Source organism: uncultured Pontibacter sp. (genome assembly GCF_947502515.1).
Lineage (GTDB): Bacteria > Bacteroidota > Bacteroidia > Cytophagales > Hymenobacteraceae > Pontibacter.
This window is the reverse complement of record NZ_CANNAI010000005.1, coordinates 240,228-258,368: the sequence shown is the minus strand read 5'-3', so window position 1 is coordinate 258,368 and position 18,141 is coordinate 240,228. Positions and strand designations below refer to the sequence as shown.

21 protein-coding genes are annotated in these 18,141 nt (G+C 50.7%); 7 read left to right on the top strand and 14 right to left on the bottom strand.

Annotated features, from left to right (window positions below):
- Complete coding sequence (locus tag Q1A54_RS14495; protein ID WP_299989594.1) at positions 1 to 717, top strand: response regulator transcription factor; 717 nt, start codon at positions 1 to 3, stop codon at positions 715 to 717.
- A 71-nt stretch (positions 718 to 788) separates the two neighbouring features.
- Here Q1A54_RS14495 and Q1A54_RS14490 read toward each other — a convergent pair whose 3' ends face one another.
- The gene (locus Q1A54_RS14490) at positions 789 to 1,469 is read right to left on the bottom strand and encodes a porin family protein (RefSeq protein WP_299989591.1); all 681 of its coding nucleotides are present in this window, start codon (positions 1,467 to 1,469) and stop codon (positions 789 to 791) included.
- Positions 1,470 to 1,718: 249 nt separating this feature from the next.
- Between Q1A54_RS14490 and Q1A54_RS14485 the strand changes: the two genes are divergently transcribed.
- A complete protein-coding gene (locus tag Q1A54_RS14485) occupies positions 1,719 to 2,768 on the top strand; it encodes a nucleoid-associated protein (RefSeq protein WP_196115732.1) in 1,050 nt (349 codons plus the stop codon).
- A gap of 129 nt (positions 2,769 to 2,897) precedes the next feature.
- Positions 2,898 to 3,332, top strand: coding sequence for a hypothetical protein (locus tag Q1A54_RS14480; protein ID WP_299989587.1), 435 nt, complete (start codon positions 2,898 to 2,900; stop codon positions 3,330 to 3,332).
- 51 nt (positions 3,333 to 3,383) lie between these two features.
- On the opposite strand, the gene Q1A54_RS14475 is transcribed toward Q1A54_RS14480, so the two are convergent.
- Positions 3,384 to 4,385, bottom strand: a complete 1,002-nt coding sequence (locus tag Q1A54_RS14475; protein WP_299989583.1) for a sterol desaturase family protein — start codon at positions 4,383 to 4,385, stop codon at positions 3,384 to 3,386.
- Positions 4,386 to 4,577: 192 nt separating this feature from the next.
- Here Q1A54_RS14475 and Q1A54_RS14470 point away from each other — a divergent pair, with 192 nt between their 5' ends.
- Positions 4,578 to 4,769, top strand: coding sequence for a hypothetical protein (locus tag Q1A54_RS14470; RefSeq protein WP_299989580.1), 192 nt, complete (start codon positions 4,578 to 4,580; stop codon positions 4,767 to 4,769).
- Between the two features lie 66 nt (positions 4,770 to 4,835).
- Here the strand turns inward: Q1A54_RS14470 and Q1A54_RS14465 are convergent, their stop codons facing one another.
- The 4 genes from Q1A54_RS14465 to Q1A54_RS14450 all read right to left on the bottom strand — a co-directional run bounded on the left by Q1A54_RS14465 (position 4,836) and on the right by Q1A54_RS14450 (position 7,922).
- Positions 4,836 to 5,399 (bottom strand): HD domain-containing protein, encoded by a 564-nt coding sequence (locus Q1A54_RS14465; RefSeq protein WP_299989578.1) that lies wholly within the window; start codon positions 5,397 to 5,399, stop codon positions 4,836 to 4,838.
- Positions 5,400 to 5,474: 75 nt separating this feature from the next.
- The gene (locus Q1A54_RS14460) at positions 5,475 to 5,975 is read right to left on the bottom strand and encodes a hypothetical protein (RefSeq protein ID WP_196115743.1); all 501 of its coding nucleotides are present in this window, start codon (positions 5,973 to 5,975) and stop codon (positions 5,475 to 5,477) included.
- 399 nt (positions 5,976 to 6,374) lie between these two features.
- On the bottom strand, positions 6,375 to 7,094 hold the full coding sequence (locus Q1A54_RS14455; RefSeq protein ID WP_299989573.1) for a TVP38/TMEM64 family protein: 720 nt from the start codon (positions 7,092 to 7,094) through the stop codon (positions 6,375 to 6,377).
- A gap of 30 nt (positions 7,095 to 7,124) precedes the next feature.
- A complete protein-coding gene (locus Q1A54_RS14450; protein WP_299989571.1) occupies positions 7,125 to 7,922 on the bottom strand; it encodes a rhomboid family intramembrane serine protease in 798 nt (265 codons plus the stop codon).
- Positions 7,923 to 8,220: 298 nt separating this feature from the next.
- Between Q1A54_RS14450 and Q1A54_RS14445 the strand changes: the two genes are divergently transcribed.
- The 3 genes from Q1A54_RS14445 (at position 8,221) to msrA (ending at position 11,477) form a co-directional block, all read left to right on the top strand.
- The gene (locus Q1A54_RS14445; RefSeq protein WP_299989568.1) at positions 8,221 to 10,044 is read left to right on the top strand and encodes a glycoside hydrolase family 3 N-terminal domain-containing protein; all 1,824 of its coding nucleotides are present in this window, start codon (positions 8,221 to 8,223) and stop codon (positions 10,042 to 10,044) included.
- 80 nt (positions 10,045 to 10,124) lie between these two features.
- Complete coding sequence (locus Q1A54_RS14440; protein WP_299989565.1) at positions 10,125 to 10,823, top strand: hypothetical protein; 699 nt, start codon at positions 10,125 to 10,127, stop codon at positions 10,821 to 10,823.
- 111 nt (positions 10,824 to 10,934) lie between these two features.
- Positions 10,935 to 11,477, top strand: a complete 543-nt coding sequence (msrA, locus tag Q1A54_RS14435; protein WP_299989562.1) for a peptide-methionine (S)-S-oxide reductase MsrA — start codon at positions 10,935 to 10,937, stop codon at positions 11,475 to 11,477.
- A 74-nt stretch (positions 11,478 to 11,551) separates the two neighbouring features.
- Here the strand turns inward: msrA and Q1A54_RS14430 are convergent, their stop codons facing one another.
- The 8 genes from Q1A54_RS14430 to Q1A54_RS14395 form a co-directional block, all read right to left on the bottom strand.
- Positions 11,552 to 12,064 (bottom strand): NUDIX hydrolase, encoded by a 513-nt coding sequence (locus Q1A54_RS14430; RefSeq protein ID WP_299989558.1) that lies wholly within the window; start codon positions 12,062 to 12,064, stop codon positions 11,552 to 11,554.
- Between the two features lie 62 nt (positions 12,065 to 12,126).
- Positions 12,127 to 13,146, bottom strand: a complete 1,020-nt coding sequence (locus Q1A54_RS14425; protein WP_299989556.1) for an SDR family oxidoreductase — start codon at positions 13,144 to 13,146, stop codon at positions 12,127 to 12,129.
- A gap of 120 nt (positions 13,147 to 13,266) precedes the next feature.
- Positions 13,267 to 14,040: an outer membrane beta-barrel protein gene (locus tag Q1A54_RS14420; RefSeq protein WP_299989553.1), complete on the bottom strand. Its 774-nt coding sequence runs from the start codon at positions 14,038 to 14,040 to the stop codon at positions 13,267 to 13,269.
- A 206-nt stretch (positions 14,041 to 14,246) separates the two neighbouring features.
- The gene (locus tag Q1A54_RS14415; protein WP_299989550.1) at positions 14,247 to 15,167 is read right to left on the bottom strand and encodes a M28 family peptidase; all 921 of its coding nucleotides are present in this window, start codon (positions 15,165 to 15,167) and stop codon (positions 14,247 to 14,249) included.
- A gap of 55 nt (positions 15,168 to 15,222) precedes the next feature.
- Positions 15,223 to 15,432: a hypothetical protein gene (locus Q1A54_RS14410; protein WP_299989547.1), complete on the bottom strand. Its 210-nt coding sequence runs from the start codon at positions 15,430 to 15,432 to the stop codon at positions 15,223 to 15,225.
- A 215-nt stretch (positions 15,433 to 15,647) separates the two neighbouring features.
- A complete protein-coding gene (locus tag Q1A54_RS14405; RefSeq protein WP_299989545.1) occupies positions 15,648 to 16,238 on the bottom strand; it encodes a hypothetical protein in 591 nt (196 codons plus the stop codon).
- 14 nt (positions 16,239 to 16,252) lie between these two features.
- Positions 16,253 to 16,975, bottom strand: coding sequence for a head GIN domain-containing protein (locus Q1A54_RS14400; RefSeq protein ID WP_299989542.1), 723 nt, complete (start codon positions 16,973 to 16,975; stop codon positions 16,253 to 16,255).
- Between the two features lie 104 nt (positions 16,976 to 17,079).
- On the bottom strand, positions 17,080 to 17,997 hold the full coding sequence (locus Q1A54_RS14395) for a membrane-binding protein (RefSeq protein WP_299989539.1): 918 nt from the start codon (positions 17,995 to 17,997) through the stop codon (positions 17,080 to 17,082).
- Between the last annotated feature and the right edge of the window lie 144 nt (positions 17,998 to 18,141).

Below are 18,141 nucleotides of genomic sequence, written 5' to 3'. Positions count from 1 at the left end.
ATGAGCGACAAAGGACTAAACATACTGCTTGCCGAGGACGACCCGAACTTCGGGATCGTACTCAAAGACTACCTGGAGTTGCATGACTACGAGGTGACGCTAAGTCCTGACGGCTGCCAGGCCATTACTGCTTTTCGGAAAGGAAACTTCGACCTGTGCATACTCGATGTAATGATGCCGGGTAAGGACGGCTTCACACTGGCCCGCGAAATCAAGAAGTTGCAACCAGACATGCCGCTGATTTTCCTGACTGCCAAAGCGATGCGAGAAGACATGCTCGAGGGTTTTAAAATTGGTGCCGACGACTATATCACCAAACCCTTTGACTCTGAAGTATTGCTTTATAAAATAAAAGCGATTATGCACCGCAAGGGCGGCAACCCTATACCAGAAAAGCAGGAGGTGACAGAATATAACATTGGGCAGTATCGCTTCCAGTACAAGTTGCGCCTGCTGCACTATAATGGCGAAATCCAAAAGCTTTCACCAAAAGAGGCTGAGTTGCTGCGCCTGCTCTGCCAGCACCTGAATGATGTGATGCCGCGAGAGGAAGCTTTGCTGCGCATCTGGCACGAAGACAGTTACTTTACGGGTCGCAGCATGGACGTATACATTGCGAAACTACGCAAGTACCTCCGTCACGATCCTGCCGTTGAGATCATCAATATACACGGCCAAGGGTACAGACTATGCGCCCACAACGGGGTAATGCTCTAAAATGAAACAGGCCGCTACCAGAAGAAGCGGCCTGTGTGTCTCACCAAAACACTTTAACAAACAATATCTTTTTAGAAAGTAAATCCTACAGAGGCTTTGATCACCCGGTTGAAGGTGTCGAAGTTGCGGTTGGCATCCACAGTGGTCAGACCGTAGTCGTAACCCGCACTTAGATTGAAGCCGCTGGCGAAACGGTAGCCTATACCGCCTGTCGCCGCCACATCCAGTTCACGGAATCCGCTGTTCATGTCCCACTCCTGGTTCAGGGCGTTAAAGCCCAAAGCTCCGGCCCGTACCTGCACCTTATTTGACACCAGGTATGAGAACTGCGGTCCAGCAAAAATGTGGAAACCGTCTCCTATGAAGATCTTTGCCAGAATCGGCAGGTCAATGTATTCTGCCTTGTTGGTAACTGTTACCCCGGCGTTCAGGAAGTCAAATTGCTCCATCGGGATTTTGCCAACCAGGCGCATGCCTTTTTGAGAGTAAAGCAGGCCCGGCTCAATTTCGAAACCCGGTGCTATAGGTATAGACACCACACCGCCGACATGAAATCCTTCGCGCATCTCACGGCTCAGGGAGCCATTGGTCATATCCATCAGATCCTGGGCACTGTTAATGGTCTGCCCCTGCCATTCGGCCATGTTCACACCCGCTTTTATACCGATGCGCACGGGCTGCTTTTGCTGCGCATTTGCCTGCGTTACCGCCATTCCCAGAACGACGGCCAGTAGTAGAAATATCTTTTTCATCACACCTATCCTTAAATATTGAAAAACAAGAAATAAGCTGCGCAGCTTAATTACCCTGATGTAAGAATCGTGCCAAGTCGGGGGCAGACGTTTTAAAAAAAGTTCACAGCAAGGTGTAAATATTTCAAAATCAGCTAATTATGGTATAAAATATTTTTTACACGCTTCTTATTTGCCCATAGGTATAGTTGCGCCTTACCTTTGCAACCCCATGGCTCAGAACAGAGGCAGGTATAAAGGTATAGGCAGATGAACGACAAAAGACAGGTGCGGCTGAACAGGCTGGCCGTGCACAGGGTAGGCAACAAGGCAAAGGAAGAGGGTGTGATCGCTTCGAAAGAGCTGGTTGACCTACGGGACGAGCAGCTGAGCGATTTGCTGACCAACTACTTTTTGGCCCCCTTTAAGCAGGAGGAGTTTTTCCGCTTCCACCATACCTCCGACCTGGCCTTGAATGAGATGTTCGCCTACTCCGCCCTGATGTTCACGGAGCCACAGAAGTTTCTGGAGTACTCCGTGCATGTGCTCAACCACCTCTACGAACAGTCCGACCATCCCAAAGTAAAGAGCGGTGAGCTATACGTGGTACATTTGTCGGGCTGCGTGATGGAGGACGACATCGTGGACGCAATCGGTATTTTCAAGTCGGAGAACAAAGACACTTTCCTGACCTTTCAGGAAGAAGACGATGACCTGAGCATGAACTACCATTTCGGGGTAAACATCAAGAGCGTGGACAAAGGCTGCCTGATCTTCAATACCGAGGCCGAAGACGGCTTCCGGGTGAAGATTGTGGACGCCAACAGCACCGACGCCGTGTTCTGGAAAGAGGACTTCCTGCATGTAACGGAGCTCAAGGACACCAACTTCAACACCAAGACGGCGCTAAACCTTTGCAAGGATTTCTCGGAGGAGGTATTTGCCCAAACTGACAGCAAAAAAGCACAGGTAGACTTCATCAGCCGCTCTGTGGATTATTTCTCCAAGAGCGAGACCTTTGACTTAGAAGAGTTCACCAGCAGCGTGATCGATGAGCCCGAAACGGCGGAACGCTTCAAGAACTACACCCAGGCCTTTGCCGAGGAGCGTGACATCGAAGGCTTCACCGACTTTGCCATCAACAAGAACACGGTGAAGAACATGAAGCGCAAGTTCCGCAACTTCATCAAGCTCGACACCCAGATCGAGATCAAGTTCAGTGGGTATAACCCGGAGCAGAGTGAGCAGTACGTGGAGCGCGGCTTCGATCAGGAGCGCGGCATGCACTTCTACAAGGTATACTTCCACTCCGAGTCGTAGCGTTATCTGCGAGGCTAGCAGGTATAGAAACTATACCTGAACCGGGCTTGTTGCAGAGAGACCGACACCAAAATACCGGAACAGTATTTGATAGATAAGAAAGCACCTATGATAAGCTTTAAAAGAGATATGAAAAAATCAGTTCTTGCCACCTTATTTTTTGCCTTTGCCGCGACCGCCGTGTTTGCACAGGCCCCCGCACAAAAGGCTGGCACAACCCAAAGTGCGCCCAAAACATTGGAACAGCGTGCCGATGATATAACGGCCGGTATGGTAAAGAACCTGCGCCTTAGCCCAAAACAGGCTGCTGAACTAAAGGAGGTGAACCGCAGCAACATGAAGTTTGCGGAAGAGGCCCGCAAAAAGCATCGTGACAACCCGCCCAAACTAGCGCAGCAAATGGACATGATCAGCCAGACGAGGCTTTCGCAGATCAAAGACATTCTCACAGAGCAGCAGTTTGCCCAGTACCAGTCACGCCGCGAAGAGAAAATGGGTGTGCCGCGTGAGGCCAGAAGCAACCCTAGCCAAGGTCCAGGGCAGCAGTACGATAACAACTACTAGTTCATATTGAGTATTAGCAAAAAGCATGGCAGCCGCCATGCTTTTTTTATTTCAGCCCGCCTGCCTGTTTTCAGGCGGACTAGCTTGTTCCTCAAGTTCCATCTCGACAGGTATAGCCGTGGACATTTGCAGGGCAGGCGTCACCGCAGGTGTAACTGCTTGTCGTGCCGCCAGTGCCTCCTGCTCCCGCTGGTAAGCCGTCACGACAGCTCCCGGTGGTTTGAACAGGATATCCCAGGCTTCTCTAAACGACCGGGCATGCAGCAGATCTCTCCAGATATCCACCCATTCATGGAACACCAGGTAGATCGGGTTGTAAGAGTTGACAGGTTTGGTCAGACCATATGTTGGACGCTCCTCTTCTTCCTGGAAAGTCCCGAAAAGGCGGTCCCATAAAATAAAGGTGGAGCCGTAGTTCTTGTCGATGTACTTGGGGTTGGAGCCGTGGTGTACCCGGTGATGTGAGGGCGTCACGAAGATATACTCAATAGGTGCAGGCAGCTTCCGGACCAGCTCGGTATGCACCCAAAACTGATAAAGCACGGCCAACTGGTGGCAAACGAAGAATGTCAAGGGATCAAAACCCAGGAAAGGCACAGGCAGGAAAAACAGGAACTTGATGTGTTGGGTCCAGCTGGTGCGGAAGGAGACTGAGAAGTTCATTTTCTCAGAAGAGTGGTGCGTGACATGGGTCGCCCACCAAAAGCGTTGTTCGTGCGAGATACGATGCGCCCAGTAACGGCAAAGGTCCACTAGCACAAATGCCAAAACAAACCCCCACCAGGACCGCGGTATGGCCCAGGGGACCGCATTGTAAATGACCAGCGATATGTAAAAAAGTGTGACCTTAAGCATAGCCCCCAGTATGACACTGCCCAACCCAATGGAAACAGCGGCCATAAAATCACGCTTGTCATAGTAATTCCGCTTCTTTCTTACACCCACATACCATTCGATCAGTACGGAGGCTACGATAATGGGCGCTGCCAAATGCATGATCGTAAAATTATCCAGCTCTGCCATTTGGTCCATAGTAAAGATTTCCTTCTCCATAAGCTATCCATTTTTGCAGGGGTATAGCTTAATGTAACGACCACCACCGGAAAGGGTTAGTCTCTCCATCAGGCCTAGCTATACAAACGTGGGTATAACACTGGTCTGCCTTTTGTTAGATAAAGGGGATCAACAAAAAAAATTGATTTTGTGAATTAGGCTGCGTAATCTTGTTCCAATCAAGTACACACCATGAATATCCGAAAAAAAGTAAGAGTCACCCTACCTGCCGGCATCAACCGCTATGCCGCCATCGACCTGTTTGTCAGAGCTGCTGAGAAGGAGAACTGGAGCGAACAGGAGATTCAGTTTGTGATAGACGACGTAGTAGAGGCCGAGGATGATGCCAAGGGCCTGGAGGCGCTGCGCTACTACCTGGCTTAAAAGAAAAGCCGTGCCGACGCAAAATCATTGCACCGGCACGGCCTGTATAAATTTACACTATGCTGCTTAGGCTTCGTTTTGCTCCAAAGGCTCGAGCTGGAGCTCAGCCTGGTGCTGCTGCAGCACCCCAATGATAAAGTCGATATGCTCCTTTAAGTCCACGCCGAAGAGCTCAGCACCTATGCGTACTTCTTCACGGTCAACAGAAGCGGCGAATCCACTTGTCTTCAGTTTCTTCATCACTGACTTCGCTCCCAGCCCTTCAAGTCGCTGTGGTCGTACCTGCGCACAGGCTACAATAAAGCCTGTTATCTCATCGCAGGCGATCAAGGCTTTGTCAAGCGTAGTCTCATAAGGCACACCCCAATGCGTATAGTGCGCCGATATGGCATGGGCAATGCGCTCCTCCCCTTTCTCACGCAACTGGTTAACGATCACATTAGGGTGCTGCTCCGGGTAGGCCTGGTAGTCGGCATCATGCAGGAGGCCGGCGATAGCCCATTCTTCAATGTTCTCTCCTAACTTATTTGCATAGGCCTCCATGACCAGCTCTACGGTGCGGGCATGGCGCAACAGGCTTTCGCTGGTAGTCATCTGCTCTAGTATGGCGCGTGCTCCGTCTCTTGTCATATTGTTTTAAGCTTGATGAAGCTCCAATATAAGCAAAATCACCATACAAGCCTGCCGCCAGTAACGGAACAATGCTTAGCGGTTCATAGCAAAACCGAAGTCACTCGGCTGGAAGTGATGCTCCACTTCCGGAAATTCGGCTTTCGCAATCTGCACGTTATCCCACTTGCCATAGATCTTGTCTCTGCGGCCTACCAATATGTCGATGCGATTTGTGAAGCGTCGGTTCATGGTGTCGCGCACGATGTACTGCCCATCCAGTTCATCTGAGATTCCGCGTACCCACACCGTATCGCCATACTGTATATCACCGCCCCAACGCGACAGCATATCGCGTGAAAGAGCAATCCAGCGGTGTTTTTTAGGGTTTTTGGGGTTAATGCGGGAGCCGTCGGCTGTGATAAGGGGATTTCCGTCAGTCTGGCCTCTTTCGGGGTAGTAAACAGTGGCCGTTACGGTAAAGGTTTCTGGGTACTCGGGGTATTCTTGTATTTTTTCTATAAGTCGCGGAGTTAATAAATCCGGAGCTTGGTGCTCACTTGCAGGGCTTGGATCCTCAGGTTCCAGATAAGCCATTTCGTCGAAAAAAGTTACAAAAATGGAGACTACTACTGCGAGTATTTTGACCCTAAACATATGCAATCCATTTCGTGAAACATCATTTCTATTACAATAACCCGCTTAAACGGCAGGCCTAGAAATTAAGTTTTATAAGCTGGACGAATTTAGGACAGTAGTATAGTGAAAGTTTATATTATGAAAAGCAGTACATATTGCCAGTATATTCTAAATTCAATGATTTAGGGCTAAGAGAAGTATAAGATAAAATTTTAAAATTTTCACTAAATATTTATAGTAAAAATTAAAATCATTGCATAAAATCACTTTGAGAAATGAAGCTTATGAGCATCAAAATACGACTGAAATTGTAATTTACAAAGCTTCAAAGATTGCCCTAGTAACAACCTCGGAGGCCTACCCTTGATGCTGCTTTTTGAAGTACTTGTCATAGATGACATAGCCTACAAAAAGCACCAGGCTGACACCCCCTACCCAGATCAATCCGTTCATCAAACGGTCATCATCTTCGCCGAGCCAGGCCAATAACACGGTAAGCGGAATAATACCAGCCATAGTGGCCCCAATGAATTTGAAATACCCCATCTTGGTAAGGCCGGCGACGAAACTAACCGCATCATTGGATAGAAAGGGGGAAATACGGGCGATGATCACAGCCCAAATACCATACTCTGATACAAACCCGCATACCTTTTCTTCGGCCTTATGCCCAATGATCTTGCGTACCCCTGCTTCTCCTAGTCCCCGGCCAATTAAATACCCGATAGTGGAGGCGACCAGCACAGCAGCCAGCGCTATAAGCGACCCCCACACTGGCCCATAAGCAATGATGGCAACCAACATCAGCGCCACTACATTGATGACCAGCAAGAACATCTGAGCCACCATGGCCAGAATAATGAAGAATGGTCCCCAAAAGCCAAATTGCTCCACCCAGGAGGAAATACGTTCCTCATCGCCGCTTGTCAGCACTTCCCAGCCTTCCTGAATATTTGCCTGAAAGCCTGATGAAATAAAATAAGCACCTACTAGCATGGCAATAATTGCCGCCGTTACCAAGAGGGGCCATTTGCTTTGTTTTGTATCTTCTTGCTTGGTTGTCGTATTGTTCGCCATAAGGGGAGTCTTTCGTTGTTTAGACGCAGATTATCTGATTGAGGTTGGATGCTCGAGCATACCACTCGATTTGTTTATCAGGGCTGTCTGTTTATACACCCTGCCCGGTTCGGGAGTGGCAAGCGAGTAACGCCAGGTATACTGCGGATTGGCCAGCGTACTGCTCTGATGCCGCTGCTGCGTCGAGAGCTCACCTTGGCTAAGGGGAGGCTCTGCAGGTATAGCCACCTGTTTGTCGACATGCTCTCCGTAAAGCACAGCCGCTGCCAGTCCTGCCACCAGTCCACCCAGGTGCCCTTCCCAGGAGATGCGCTCCTCTGATGGGAACAAACCGTAAAACAAGCCACTGTACAGAAAAAGTATAGCTAAAGAGATTGCCAGGCCTGCCCTGTCGCGACGCACGATGCCATTGAACAGCAGAAAACCCGCCAGGCCATACACAACTCCACTTGCCCCTACATGGTAAGCATCACGACCGATAAACCAGGTGAACAGTCCGCTCAGTACGTAGACCAGCACGAACACACGCAGTGCAACCGATCGGTGCAAAAACAAGATGAAGCCGGAAAGCAGCACCAGCGGAAAGGAATTGGAAAGTAAGTGTATGAGACCCGAGTGTATGAGTGGCCCCATAAACACACCGATCAGCCCCAGAAAGTCGCGCGGATGAATCCCTAACCACGTCAGGTTCACCTCGTTCAGGTAAGAAAGCAACGCCACCAGCCAGATGAGCCCGACAAACAAGGTGCCCGGCAGAAAACTGTAAGCAAAACGCTCATGTTCGGCTTTCAGGCTTTGGTGGCTCTGCAAAGGGGTTACTTGCATCATAGGTTATGTTTGGAGCAGGTATGGTTGCGCTTTTCACTGTGCTCAGGCTATACGTACAAAGGTAAAGGCAAGTCACAGAGAAATAATCCCGCACAGTGACAAGATACGGGCTGTGGGTTATAAATCGTATGCTATATCCATACTTTTCACGTTCTATATCGTAACAGTTCCATTTCAGCCCTGTTGTTAAGCATACAAGGGTATAGTTAAAAAATCGATTACAAATTTAAGAAGTATAAAAGGTGATTTCACCACCAGTACCATGCACGCTAATCCACTTCACCCTTTAGCCAGACGCTTGTCAGCACTAGGCCTTTGCCTGATGTGTTGCATGCTGTTGTTGCTGAGTTCCTGCGAGAGTTCAGACACAAGCGGGGCAGCTTATGCGCGTGAGGAAGAGCAAAAGCACGAATTTTCCCCGGAAGAGGTCCCTTATACACGCCCCCGCACCTTGGTGGAGGCGATTGAAAACCCATCACCTTGGGTGGATTCTGTATTCAGGACCCTGAGCCCGGAAGAGCGTATCGCACAGCTTATTATTATTGAGGCTTTCTCAAACCAAGGTCCAAAGTACGAGGCCGACGTCATGAACCTGGTCAAAAGGTACAGGATCGGCGGTATCATCTATTTTCAGGGCGGCCCCGTGCGGCAGGCTGTCCTGAACAACCGTTTGCAGGCTGCTTCCAAAGTGCCGCTTCTTATCTCAATGGATGCCGAAACGGGTGTGGGCATGCGCCTAGACAGTACGGTACAGTATCCTTTCCAGATGATGATGGGCGCTATAGAAGACAACGGCCTGATCTACCGGATGGGGGCCGAAGTGGCCGAAGAGTTTAAGCGGCTGGGTATGCACGTCAACTTTGCACCGGTGGCCGATATCAACAATAACTCCCAGAACCCCATTATCAGCTATCGGGCTTTTGGCGAGAACAAACTGGACGTCACAGCCAAAAGTCTGGCCTACATGCGCGGCATGCAGGAAAATGGCATCATTGCGGTGGCCAAGCACTTTCCTGGCCACGGCGACACGGATGTGGACTCCCACTACGACCTGCCTGTGATTCCGCATGACCGTGCCCGGCTCGACTCACTGGAGCTATACCCTTTCCGGGAGCTGATCAAGCATGGTATTGGCGGTATTATGGTCGCACACATGCACATGCAGCAGCTCGACACGACCCATAACCTGCCCTCTACCCTATCCAAGCCCATCGTGACCAGTTTGCTCAAGAACCAGCTGGAATTTAAAGGTTTGGTCTTTACAGATGCCATGGTGATGAAGGGCGTTACCAAATACTTCCCTCCGGGGGAGGCCGAGGCACGCGCCTTGATGGCGGGTAACGATGTACTGGAGCGCCTTAACAGTGTGCCCAAAGCCATCCAGGCTATCAAGCAGGCCATTGCCCGAGGTGACCTGTCGCAGGAAGAGATTGACCGCCGCTGCAAAAAAATGCTGGCGGCCAAAGCCTGGGTAGGTTTGGACAGGTATAAACCTGTTGAACTGGAAAACCTGTATGAGGACCTGAACCCAGGTATAGCCGATAGTACCAACCATGCGCTGGCCGAAGCGGCCATGACCCTGCTCAACAACCGCAAGAACTTCCTGCCCATCCGCCAGAAAAAACGGCAGCGCATCGCCACACTCTCCTTCGGTGTGGTACGCCCCAGTATTTTCCAGCGGGAGATAAACAGGCATGCCCGCATTGACGCAGACTTTGTGATATCCCGAAAAGCCAATGCTAAAGAGGTAAAACAAATAAAGCAAAAGCTTAAAGGATACGACCTGGTGCTGGTGGGGCTCTATGGCCCGAGCGTGACGCCTAGCAACCGCTTGGGTTACTCGAAGGAAGCAACCGCCTATGTAACGGACCTCGCTCGCTCCGACCGGGCTATTATGACGCTCTTCGACAACCCCTATACCCTGAACCAGTTCCCGGACATACACAAGAGCCGGGTACTCATACTGGCTTACCAGGCCCACATGCACGCGCAGGTGGCAGCAGCCAAACTGCTGTTCGGCAAGATACCTGCACGTGGCAAGCTGCCCGTTACCGTCAACAGGCACTACCGCTATGGACACGGCATTAGCAAAGACAAACCACTACTCGCCGTAAGTCCATAGTATCTTGTATGAGTGCTTTGCGTATTATGCCAAGTATAGGCATTGCCTGTCAACACCAACCCTAAAACTGTGAAAAAGAAATGCTTAACAATAAAACAACTTACCTTATAGGCCTGCTGGCTATCTCGCTACTCTGGAGCTGCGAAGGAAACCGCACCGCTCAGGACACAGAAGAAATAACGGTAGATGTACCCGCTGACACTGCTCGTGTAGAGCGAACCGGCCGCACCGTGGGCGATCGACTGGAGTCACTCCGCGGCTGGATGAACGAGAAAGTGGAGCGTGGCGACACGGCCATACAGCGCGAGATGCCCGGGATCAAGGAGGACTTCAGGAAACGATCCGCTGAAATCGAGCAGAACCTGGACAGTCTTTCAGCTGACTCCAAGGCGGAGTACGCACGACTGAAAGAGCGCTACGAACGCTGGGAAAACAGACAGGAGCGACGACTGAACACTCCGTTGGATCGCTCTGAACTGAGCCAGTGGGAAGAGCAGCTGCTCCGCGAGTTTAACAACATTGAAAACATAGCGCCCCAGGACATGCGGGAGGCTTATCTTACCTTTATGGGCGTGGTACGGGCCAAGCGCCGCAACTGGACGCAGCACGACTGGGACTACGTGGACAATGTGTACGGACAGCTGAACCAGCGTCGACGCCAAGTAGAAAACCAGATTTCGAACAGCGACAAGCTCAAAATCAGAGCACTGCAGGCAGAGTACCTGACTCTGGAGGGTGCCGCCGATGCCCAGAGCACCATGCGCAATATGCGCAACTAAAGGCCTGGTAAAACTATTTAGAGGCTTTGTGGTTTAGGCCTTATACCTTTGCACAGGTATAGCCAATAGCCTTGGGCGAGATTGCCTGTACCTAATTTAAAAGCAAGAATTATGGGAAAAGCGACATTTGGAGGAGGATGCTTCTGGTGTACTGAAGCAGTGTTTCAGGACCTGGCAGGCGTGCAGAAAGTGGAGTCCGGCTATGCAGGCGGACATATGGAAAACCCAACCTACAAGCAGGTAACCTCAGGCACAACCGGACATGCGGAAGTACTGCAGATCACCTACGACCCTGCTATCATAAGTTATGACGAACTGCTGGAGGTGTTCTGGAAAACCCATGACCCCACTACCCTGAACAGACAAGGCAATGATATCGGTACACAGTACCGCTCTATTGTGCTCTACCACAACGATGAGCAGCGCGAGAAGGCCGAAAGGTATAAGCAGGAGTTGGACGCAGCGGGTGCTTTCGATGATCCGATTGTGACCACGATTGAGCCTCTGCAGGAATTTTATCCGGCCGAAGACTATCATCAGAACTACTTCAATACCCACGGGCATGAGCCTTACTGTAGTTTTGTGATCAGGCCGAAAGTAGACAAGGTTAGAAAAGTGTTTGCTGACAAACTCAAGCCTGAGGCCAGAAGATAGTCAAGCATAAAAGAAAAGCCTCAGCCACCTTGTAGGTCGCTGAGGCTTTTTTATATCTGCTATTTAGAACTCTACTAGCTGTTTAGCTGCACCCATTGTTGGGCGATGATGGTCTTGGCATCAGCAAAGCTTTCTTTCAGAAGTTCTTCCCGGGTATAGCTCACCAGTTCAATATCCTCGTGCTCATCCTCCTTGCCACCGCCGTCAGCATGTTGGTGCGATACTTCGACATAGTATAACAGCACTTTTTCAGTAGTGCCTCCCGGCGAAGAGTAGAAGGTATGCAGGTGCGTCAGGTTGTCCACGCTATAGCCAATTTCTTCTTCTATTTCGCGGGCAATGCTGGTTTCAGGGCTTTCGCCTTCGTCTATCATACCTGCCACTACTTCCACCAGGTCCGACTCTGATCCAACCCGAAATTGCCTGGTCAGGATGTAGCGCTGCTTTTCCGTGTCGTAGACCATGGCAGCCACCGCTGTGCCGCGGTCAAATTGTTCCCGGGTGAAGGTATGGCCGTTTTGAGTTACTGTCAGTTTATAGATCTTGAAATAGCCATCATAGGCTGTCTCTCTTTTTTTAATTTCCATAAGGGCGAATATAGGCAATGCCAGGGTATAGCTTGCCATCAGGTATAGGTTAATGTGTATCGTTACAATTCGTTGTTCCGGAATGCCGCTTTTTGGGTCCGTTCTGTAAGGCCAGACATGGAAAGCGGAGTCTCACTTTCATAGCCTTTCTTAGCTCGTTGTTCTCCGGTAGGCCCAGGAAGCATACGGTTGAGCACAGCAAAAATATCGGTGGTAGTCTCCGGAGATAGCCCGTGCACAAAGGCACCGATCTTGGCAGGTATAGACGTCACCACTTCTGCATCACCGTGACGGCAGGCATCCAGAATCGACTTGGCTGATCGCTCCGCACTGATGGAAGTCAGCGGACTGGAGTCGGCTATTTTAAACAGGGTATATTCCTCTTCATGCTGCCCTTTTACGTTCGCATGGCGTGGGCTTCCCGTCTGCATCAGACCCGGCGAAGCACAAGTGACCGTGATGTTATACTGCTTCAATTCGGCACGCAGACCTTCCGATAAGCCGACCAGCGCAAACTTGCTGGCACTGTAGGGCACCAGGTGCGGCACTCCCAATTTACCCCCGATCGAAGCAATGTTGAGAATACGACCTGCACCACGTTCCTTCATGGAAGGCAGCACGGCCAGGGTAGTGTAAAGTGGTCCCCAGAAGTGTGTCTGCATGGCCTCCTCAAAGTCTCCGACAGTCATCTCCTCCAGCGGTCCCGCCGTGATGATGCCGGCATTGTTGATCAGCACGTCAATCGGGCCGAACTCCCGCTGCACCTGCTCGACCATCTGCTCCACCTGGGCTTGCTGGGTCACGTCGCAGGGCAGCACCATCACATCGGCTCCGTTGCCTGCCAGCTCCATGCGGGCGTCCTCCAGTTGCATTTCATCACGTGAGCACAGCACCAGTCGCGCTCCTTCTTTGGCCAGTTGCCGCGCCATCACAAAGCCCAGCCCACGGGCGCCGCCGGTTATCAGCACTACTTTGTTTCGGAAATTATAGGCATTCAGTTTGCGGCTAATGGCTCGGGCTGCAAGCAAAGCTCCCGCTCCGGCTGCCAGCCACCATAGGTTTCTCTTCTGTTCTGTTTCCATAGATGTTAGGTATAGCAAATAAAGCCGGAAGCAGCATACAGACAGCTGATCTGGCTTTTTTGTCTACGGGAAGGCAGGGTATGTAGGTTCGGGAACCGGAAACAGCAGGTATAACGCTGCTTATTTTTTCTTTTTGAAGGGATTTATACCTTGACGTTTGCTTGTAAACACCTCGTTTTTAGGCATCGGGGTATAGAGCAGCTTGACTGATACCACGCCGTAGTGATCTTTCGTGTTCTCTATCCGAGTAACATTGTCAAGATAGTCCGTCGTGGTAATCTGGTACATCACCTCGGGCGCAATACTGATCTGATCGGAGAAACGGAAGCGTATACCCCCACCGAAAGGAATTACGCCGGCTATGGCTGGATATGACCTTAAGCGGTCGTAAGTAATGTCGGAGTTCGGGGCACGGTTGGTCGGGTAAGAACTTGGGGTATAATATACAAAGCCAATCCCGCCTTTCACAAACGGCACAGCAAAACGCTTACGGGTAGAGCGGTAGTTGTTAGACCCGGCGTAGCTGTCCATCAGGTTGTATACCAGCATCCCGGATACTTCGATCACTCTGGACTCAAAAGTGATATTGTCCTGATAGGTTTTTTCGGAGGCGCCTAGTTTGATGTACTCCACCTCACCACTGATGGACCAGAAGGGGTTATACTTGAAAAGGGCACCGATGCTGAAAGCAGGGCCAATGTCATTACAATCATAGCTTCCGCATATATCGCTTTTCACAGCGGCTACACCTGCGCCAGCCTGAATGACCAGTCCGCGCTCCGGAATCTTACTCACCCCCATGCGGCGTATGACACTATCCTGCGCTTGGGCGGTAGTGCAAACTGTAAGGGCGATCAAACATAGTAATAGAAGGAAGTATCTGCTCCTGCTCATGCTTCAGACAGGTTTCTCTTTAAGTGTTGTGTGGCATGCAGCCCAGGTATTGGCTGTGGTGGGCCTGCTCCCCCTATCTACGCAGGGCCAAAAGAAAGGATCATTAATTTTTATGAATACATTATAATATAGCCATTATCCTATAATACGTGCTATAGCTTCCCAATTGGATACAATTAGTTTAGCAAACCTTAAGATCCAAGGAATTAATTAGTTGTGCGGAGAGCCGGACGCTTCTTGTTCAGTAACTGAACAAAATCGATTACGAGCGCAGCCGCATCCGGATAAAAAGTGGAATTGATGTTTTCGAAATCATCCGTGGGCTTATGGTAGTGCGGATGGTCTTCTACGCCAAAGTAAATGAAAGGAATCTGGCGCTTGTGGAATTGATAATGATCAGACTGCCTGGTCCAGTCGTTCTGGCCTTGTTCAGGTCGGTCATGGCCTGTTAGCAACTTGGCTTGCGGTCTTGCCTTCACCTGCTGCAGCAGTGGCAGAAGCGCTGGATAGTGATAGGCGCCACTGGCATACAGCTCACCTTGCTGGTTCAGGCTGAGCATGTCCATGTTTACATTTAGCTGGATCAGGTCGAGTGCAAGCGGCGGATTCTCCAAAAAAGCATTTGCCCCCTGCAGACCCAACTCTTCGCCATCAAGCGCGGCAAAGATCAGGGTATAGTAAGGTTTGTTTTTCTTGAAATAAGCGGCGGCAGCCAGCAAAGCCCCTACCCCGGATGCGTTGTCGTCGGCTCCGTTGTAGATCTCGTCCTTGCGAACGCCCACGTGGTCGTAGTGCGCGGTCAGGACAATGGCTTTGTCCGTTTTGCCAGGTATAAAGCCGATCAGGTTCACGGCCTCTTCTACTACGATGCCCCTACCCTCCAGGCGGAAGGTATGGCGGTAGCTATTGTTATAGAGTTGTAGTCCGATCTCGTTGAAACGCTTTTCTATATATTCCTGCGCCATCCGGCTGCCTTCGGTGCCGCTCAGTCGGCCTGCCATCGAGTCGGCAGACAGTATCTGCACGTCACGCAGCAGGACTTGTGGATCGAGCACCTGTTTCTGGGCGACTGCAGTCAGCTGCAGGGCACACATCAGTACAAAAGCGAGGGATAGGCGGCGTTTCATAAGTTTTAATTTAGGCGAAATTAGCATAAATACGCTAACCCGCCCTCAAAATATATTAGCCGTTTATAGCAGGCCAGTTGATCCAGCTTTTCTGGCGTGCAGTGGCTTTCTTCTGCTGGTCGGCCACACGGCGCTCTACCTCCTGCGTGTAGCTACCGTCTTTTTCAAAGACCTCGCCTTTCAGCACCCATCCTGTTTTTACATAGTCCTGCACTCTTGTTACAAGTGCCTGCAAGTCGTTTGCTACGATTACGTCGAATTCCATGTTCGTTCCTGTTTTAAATGGTCTTACAAATGGTTATCAGATGGTATTTAAACAAGGAGCGTGCCACATACGTTCACTGACTATAAATGTTACAACAATTTTAAAACAAACTGCATAACCTTACACAAAGGGCTCTAGGAGCATCCCCAAAGGCCTAGAAACAAAACGGGCCGGTATAAACACCGGCCCGTTTCACTATCGCAACTAATTGTATTTTAGTTTCTTACATTGATAAAGGAAGGCACTTCTACTGGTCCCACCGATGTCTGAATGGTCGGCTTGATCTGGAGTACCAAATCTGGTCGGCTGGTGCCGTCTGTCTTGGTGAGCATGGTAACCAGGCGCAGCAAATTGTTATACCCTGGCTTGCCGTTTTCCTCAGCTATCCGGATAGGCGTGCGCACGTTGATGGTGTTGAGTCCGTGACGGAGCTCCACCGGCTCGTCTACGATGCCGCTCAGCGTTTGCTTGCCGTCGAGCAGCAGCTGCCATTTCAGCTTGGTCACGGTCATGCTGCGCTCCTGGTTTGCTTCATCCAGTTCTACATTCAGTCCCAGGCTGGAGTACGCGGACAAGTTATTGTCAGAGAAGGCCGTAAAAAGCAGCGCCGCTTCTCCGAGAGAAAAGTCCTCCGGCCGCTTTTTGTTCAGCACATTCACGCCATTGAGCTTCACTTCATTTATACCTGACAAGCTATACTTTGCTTCCTTGAAAGCATCCACGTCGCTCTTGGTGCCGCACGAGAATGCGAAAAAGGCTATACCTAGCAGCAGAGCGAAACTTAAGAGATTTGTTTTTTTGATCATTTGCTTTGTTATGCTCAGCGCTTTATCACTTTACCTGAGCCTGAAATATTTGAATTAATAGTCGGATTTCCCTGGTAGTACACATTACCGCTTCCACTGATCGTAACGGCCAGTTCATTGGCGGCATGCACTTCCACACTGCCCGAGCCACTCAACACCACACCGGCATTCTCGCTGCTCAGACCAAAAGATTTTATGCTTCCCGAACCAGAAAGATTAATCTCCTCTACCTCAGCCGTTCCTACCAGATCAATCTTACCCGAACCAGTGAGTCTGCTGCTTACTTTTGTGGCTGACACATTGATCCAGAGATAGCCTGATCCATCCAGCACCGCCCGGAAGTTGTTGGTATCGAATTCATCCTGCAACTCTATACGCCCCGACCCGATCAATTCGGCACTGCTCAGTTCCGGCACAGTCATGTGTACTTCAACGGTCTTGTGGCTGCGCAGGCACCTATCAAAGCTGAGGTCCCATACCCCGTTGGCTACATTGGTGTTGATCGCGTCCAGGACGTTAGGCTGCGCTCTGACCTCGATGCGCTGCGTAGCTCCCCGTCTAACAAATACACGGGTATCGCCGTTCACTCGCAGCCCGTTGACAGCGTCCAGGTTAAACTCCCGGCTCTCCACATCCCCTCTTCCCCTGATACAATCCACCTCATCACCACAGGAAACAAGCAAGAGAGTGGGCAGGATGAGCAATAGCATCCTGCATGCAAAATTAGTAAATTTCATAGTTTTATGTAGCTTAATTAACGTTGCAAGTTACATAATCCTGCTCCAGCTGCATAAAACTTATGAATCCGTCTGCTCAATATTTTGGGGCCATTACTAATTTTTTAGCTGAAATGACCGACTCTTTGCCCCCGCTGGTTTACCAGTACCCCATTATCGGTTACGAACAAGCCCTGCAGGTATTCGCTCTCGAAGTAGAAAGGGTAATCGCGGTTGTTGGTGCGGGCCAGCTTACCAATGATGCGGGCACCTCGCTCGGTCATGTGCACCAGTTGCAACCTCGTGGTCAGGAAAAACTGCTCGTCAGGCGCATTGTTGAACACTACCTTGCGTAATACCAGTCGGCTATCCAGTCCCTGCGAAGCTGTGTTGGTTCTGACTGGCTGTTGTCGCAGTTGCTCCCTTGCCTGCTGGGGTGGCTGGCTGTTGCCGGCCATGGTCTGCGACTCCCGCTGATGGCCGTTTGCACTCGCCAGCAGCTGCGCATCGGCATTGCCCCAGCCTTTGCTGATAGCCGCCAACCGGTAGCTGCGGCCCGGATGCGTGGCAGAGCTTCTTTCATCAGACAACACTTTCATGGCAGCCTGCGCCTCCTCCAAACTAGCTCCCATCTTGCGAAGCACAAAGCCAGAGAACTCGTCCGCCTCCAGTTCATCAGCGTGATTGCTGCCCTGCCGCGACAAGGTATGGCCGTTGAGGTGATGCCCGATCTCGTGCGCCAGAATGCTCACGCCCGCCCAGTCGGTATGCACGGCATTGTTGATGGCAGCCAGGAAATGTTCATTATAAAGAATGTAGCGTTTCCCGTTGTAGATCACAGCAGCGGCATTCTCGATATTGGCAGAACGCACCTCAAAGCGTGGCTTGAGCCCGATCACGTCGATGATCTCACCGATCACGTCACGGGGCGCGGCTTTGGTAGTGGCATAAGGCTCCGGACCGGGCGCTGTCTCTGCCACTGCCGCCAGCAACGGAGTCAGGGCCAGCAGCAAGGCCAGGCTTATTCTATTCAATCGATTCATATTATTTCCCTTTCTGTAGATGGATGAACACAGCATATCCAAAACGAAAAATGGGCGGAAGCTGGTATACCCTTCCATGCAAGTACTTTGCCAGACTTGAGCGTTACGTTCCTCCAAAAAGGGCATTTTGGCAGCTGCACGAAT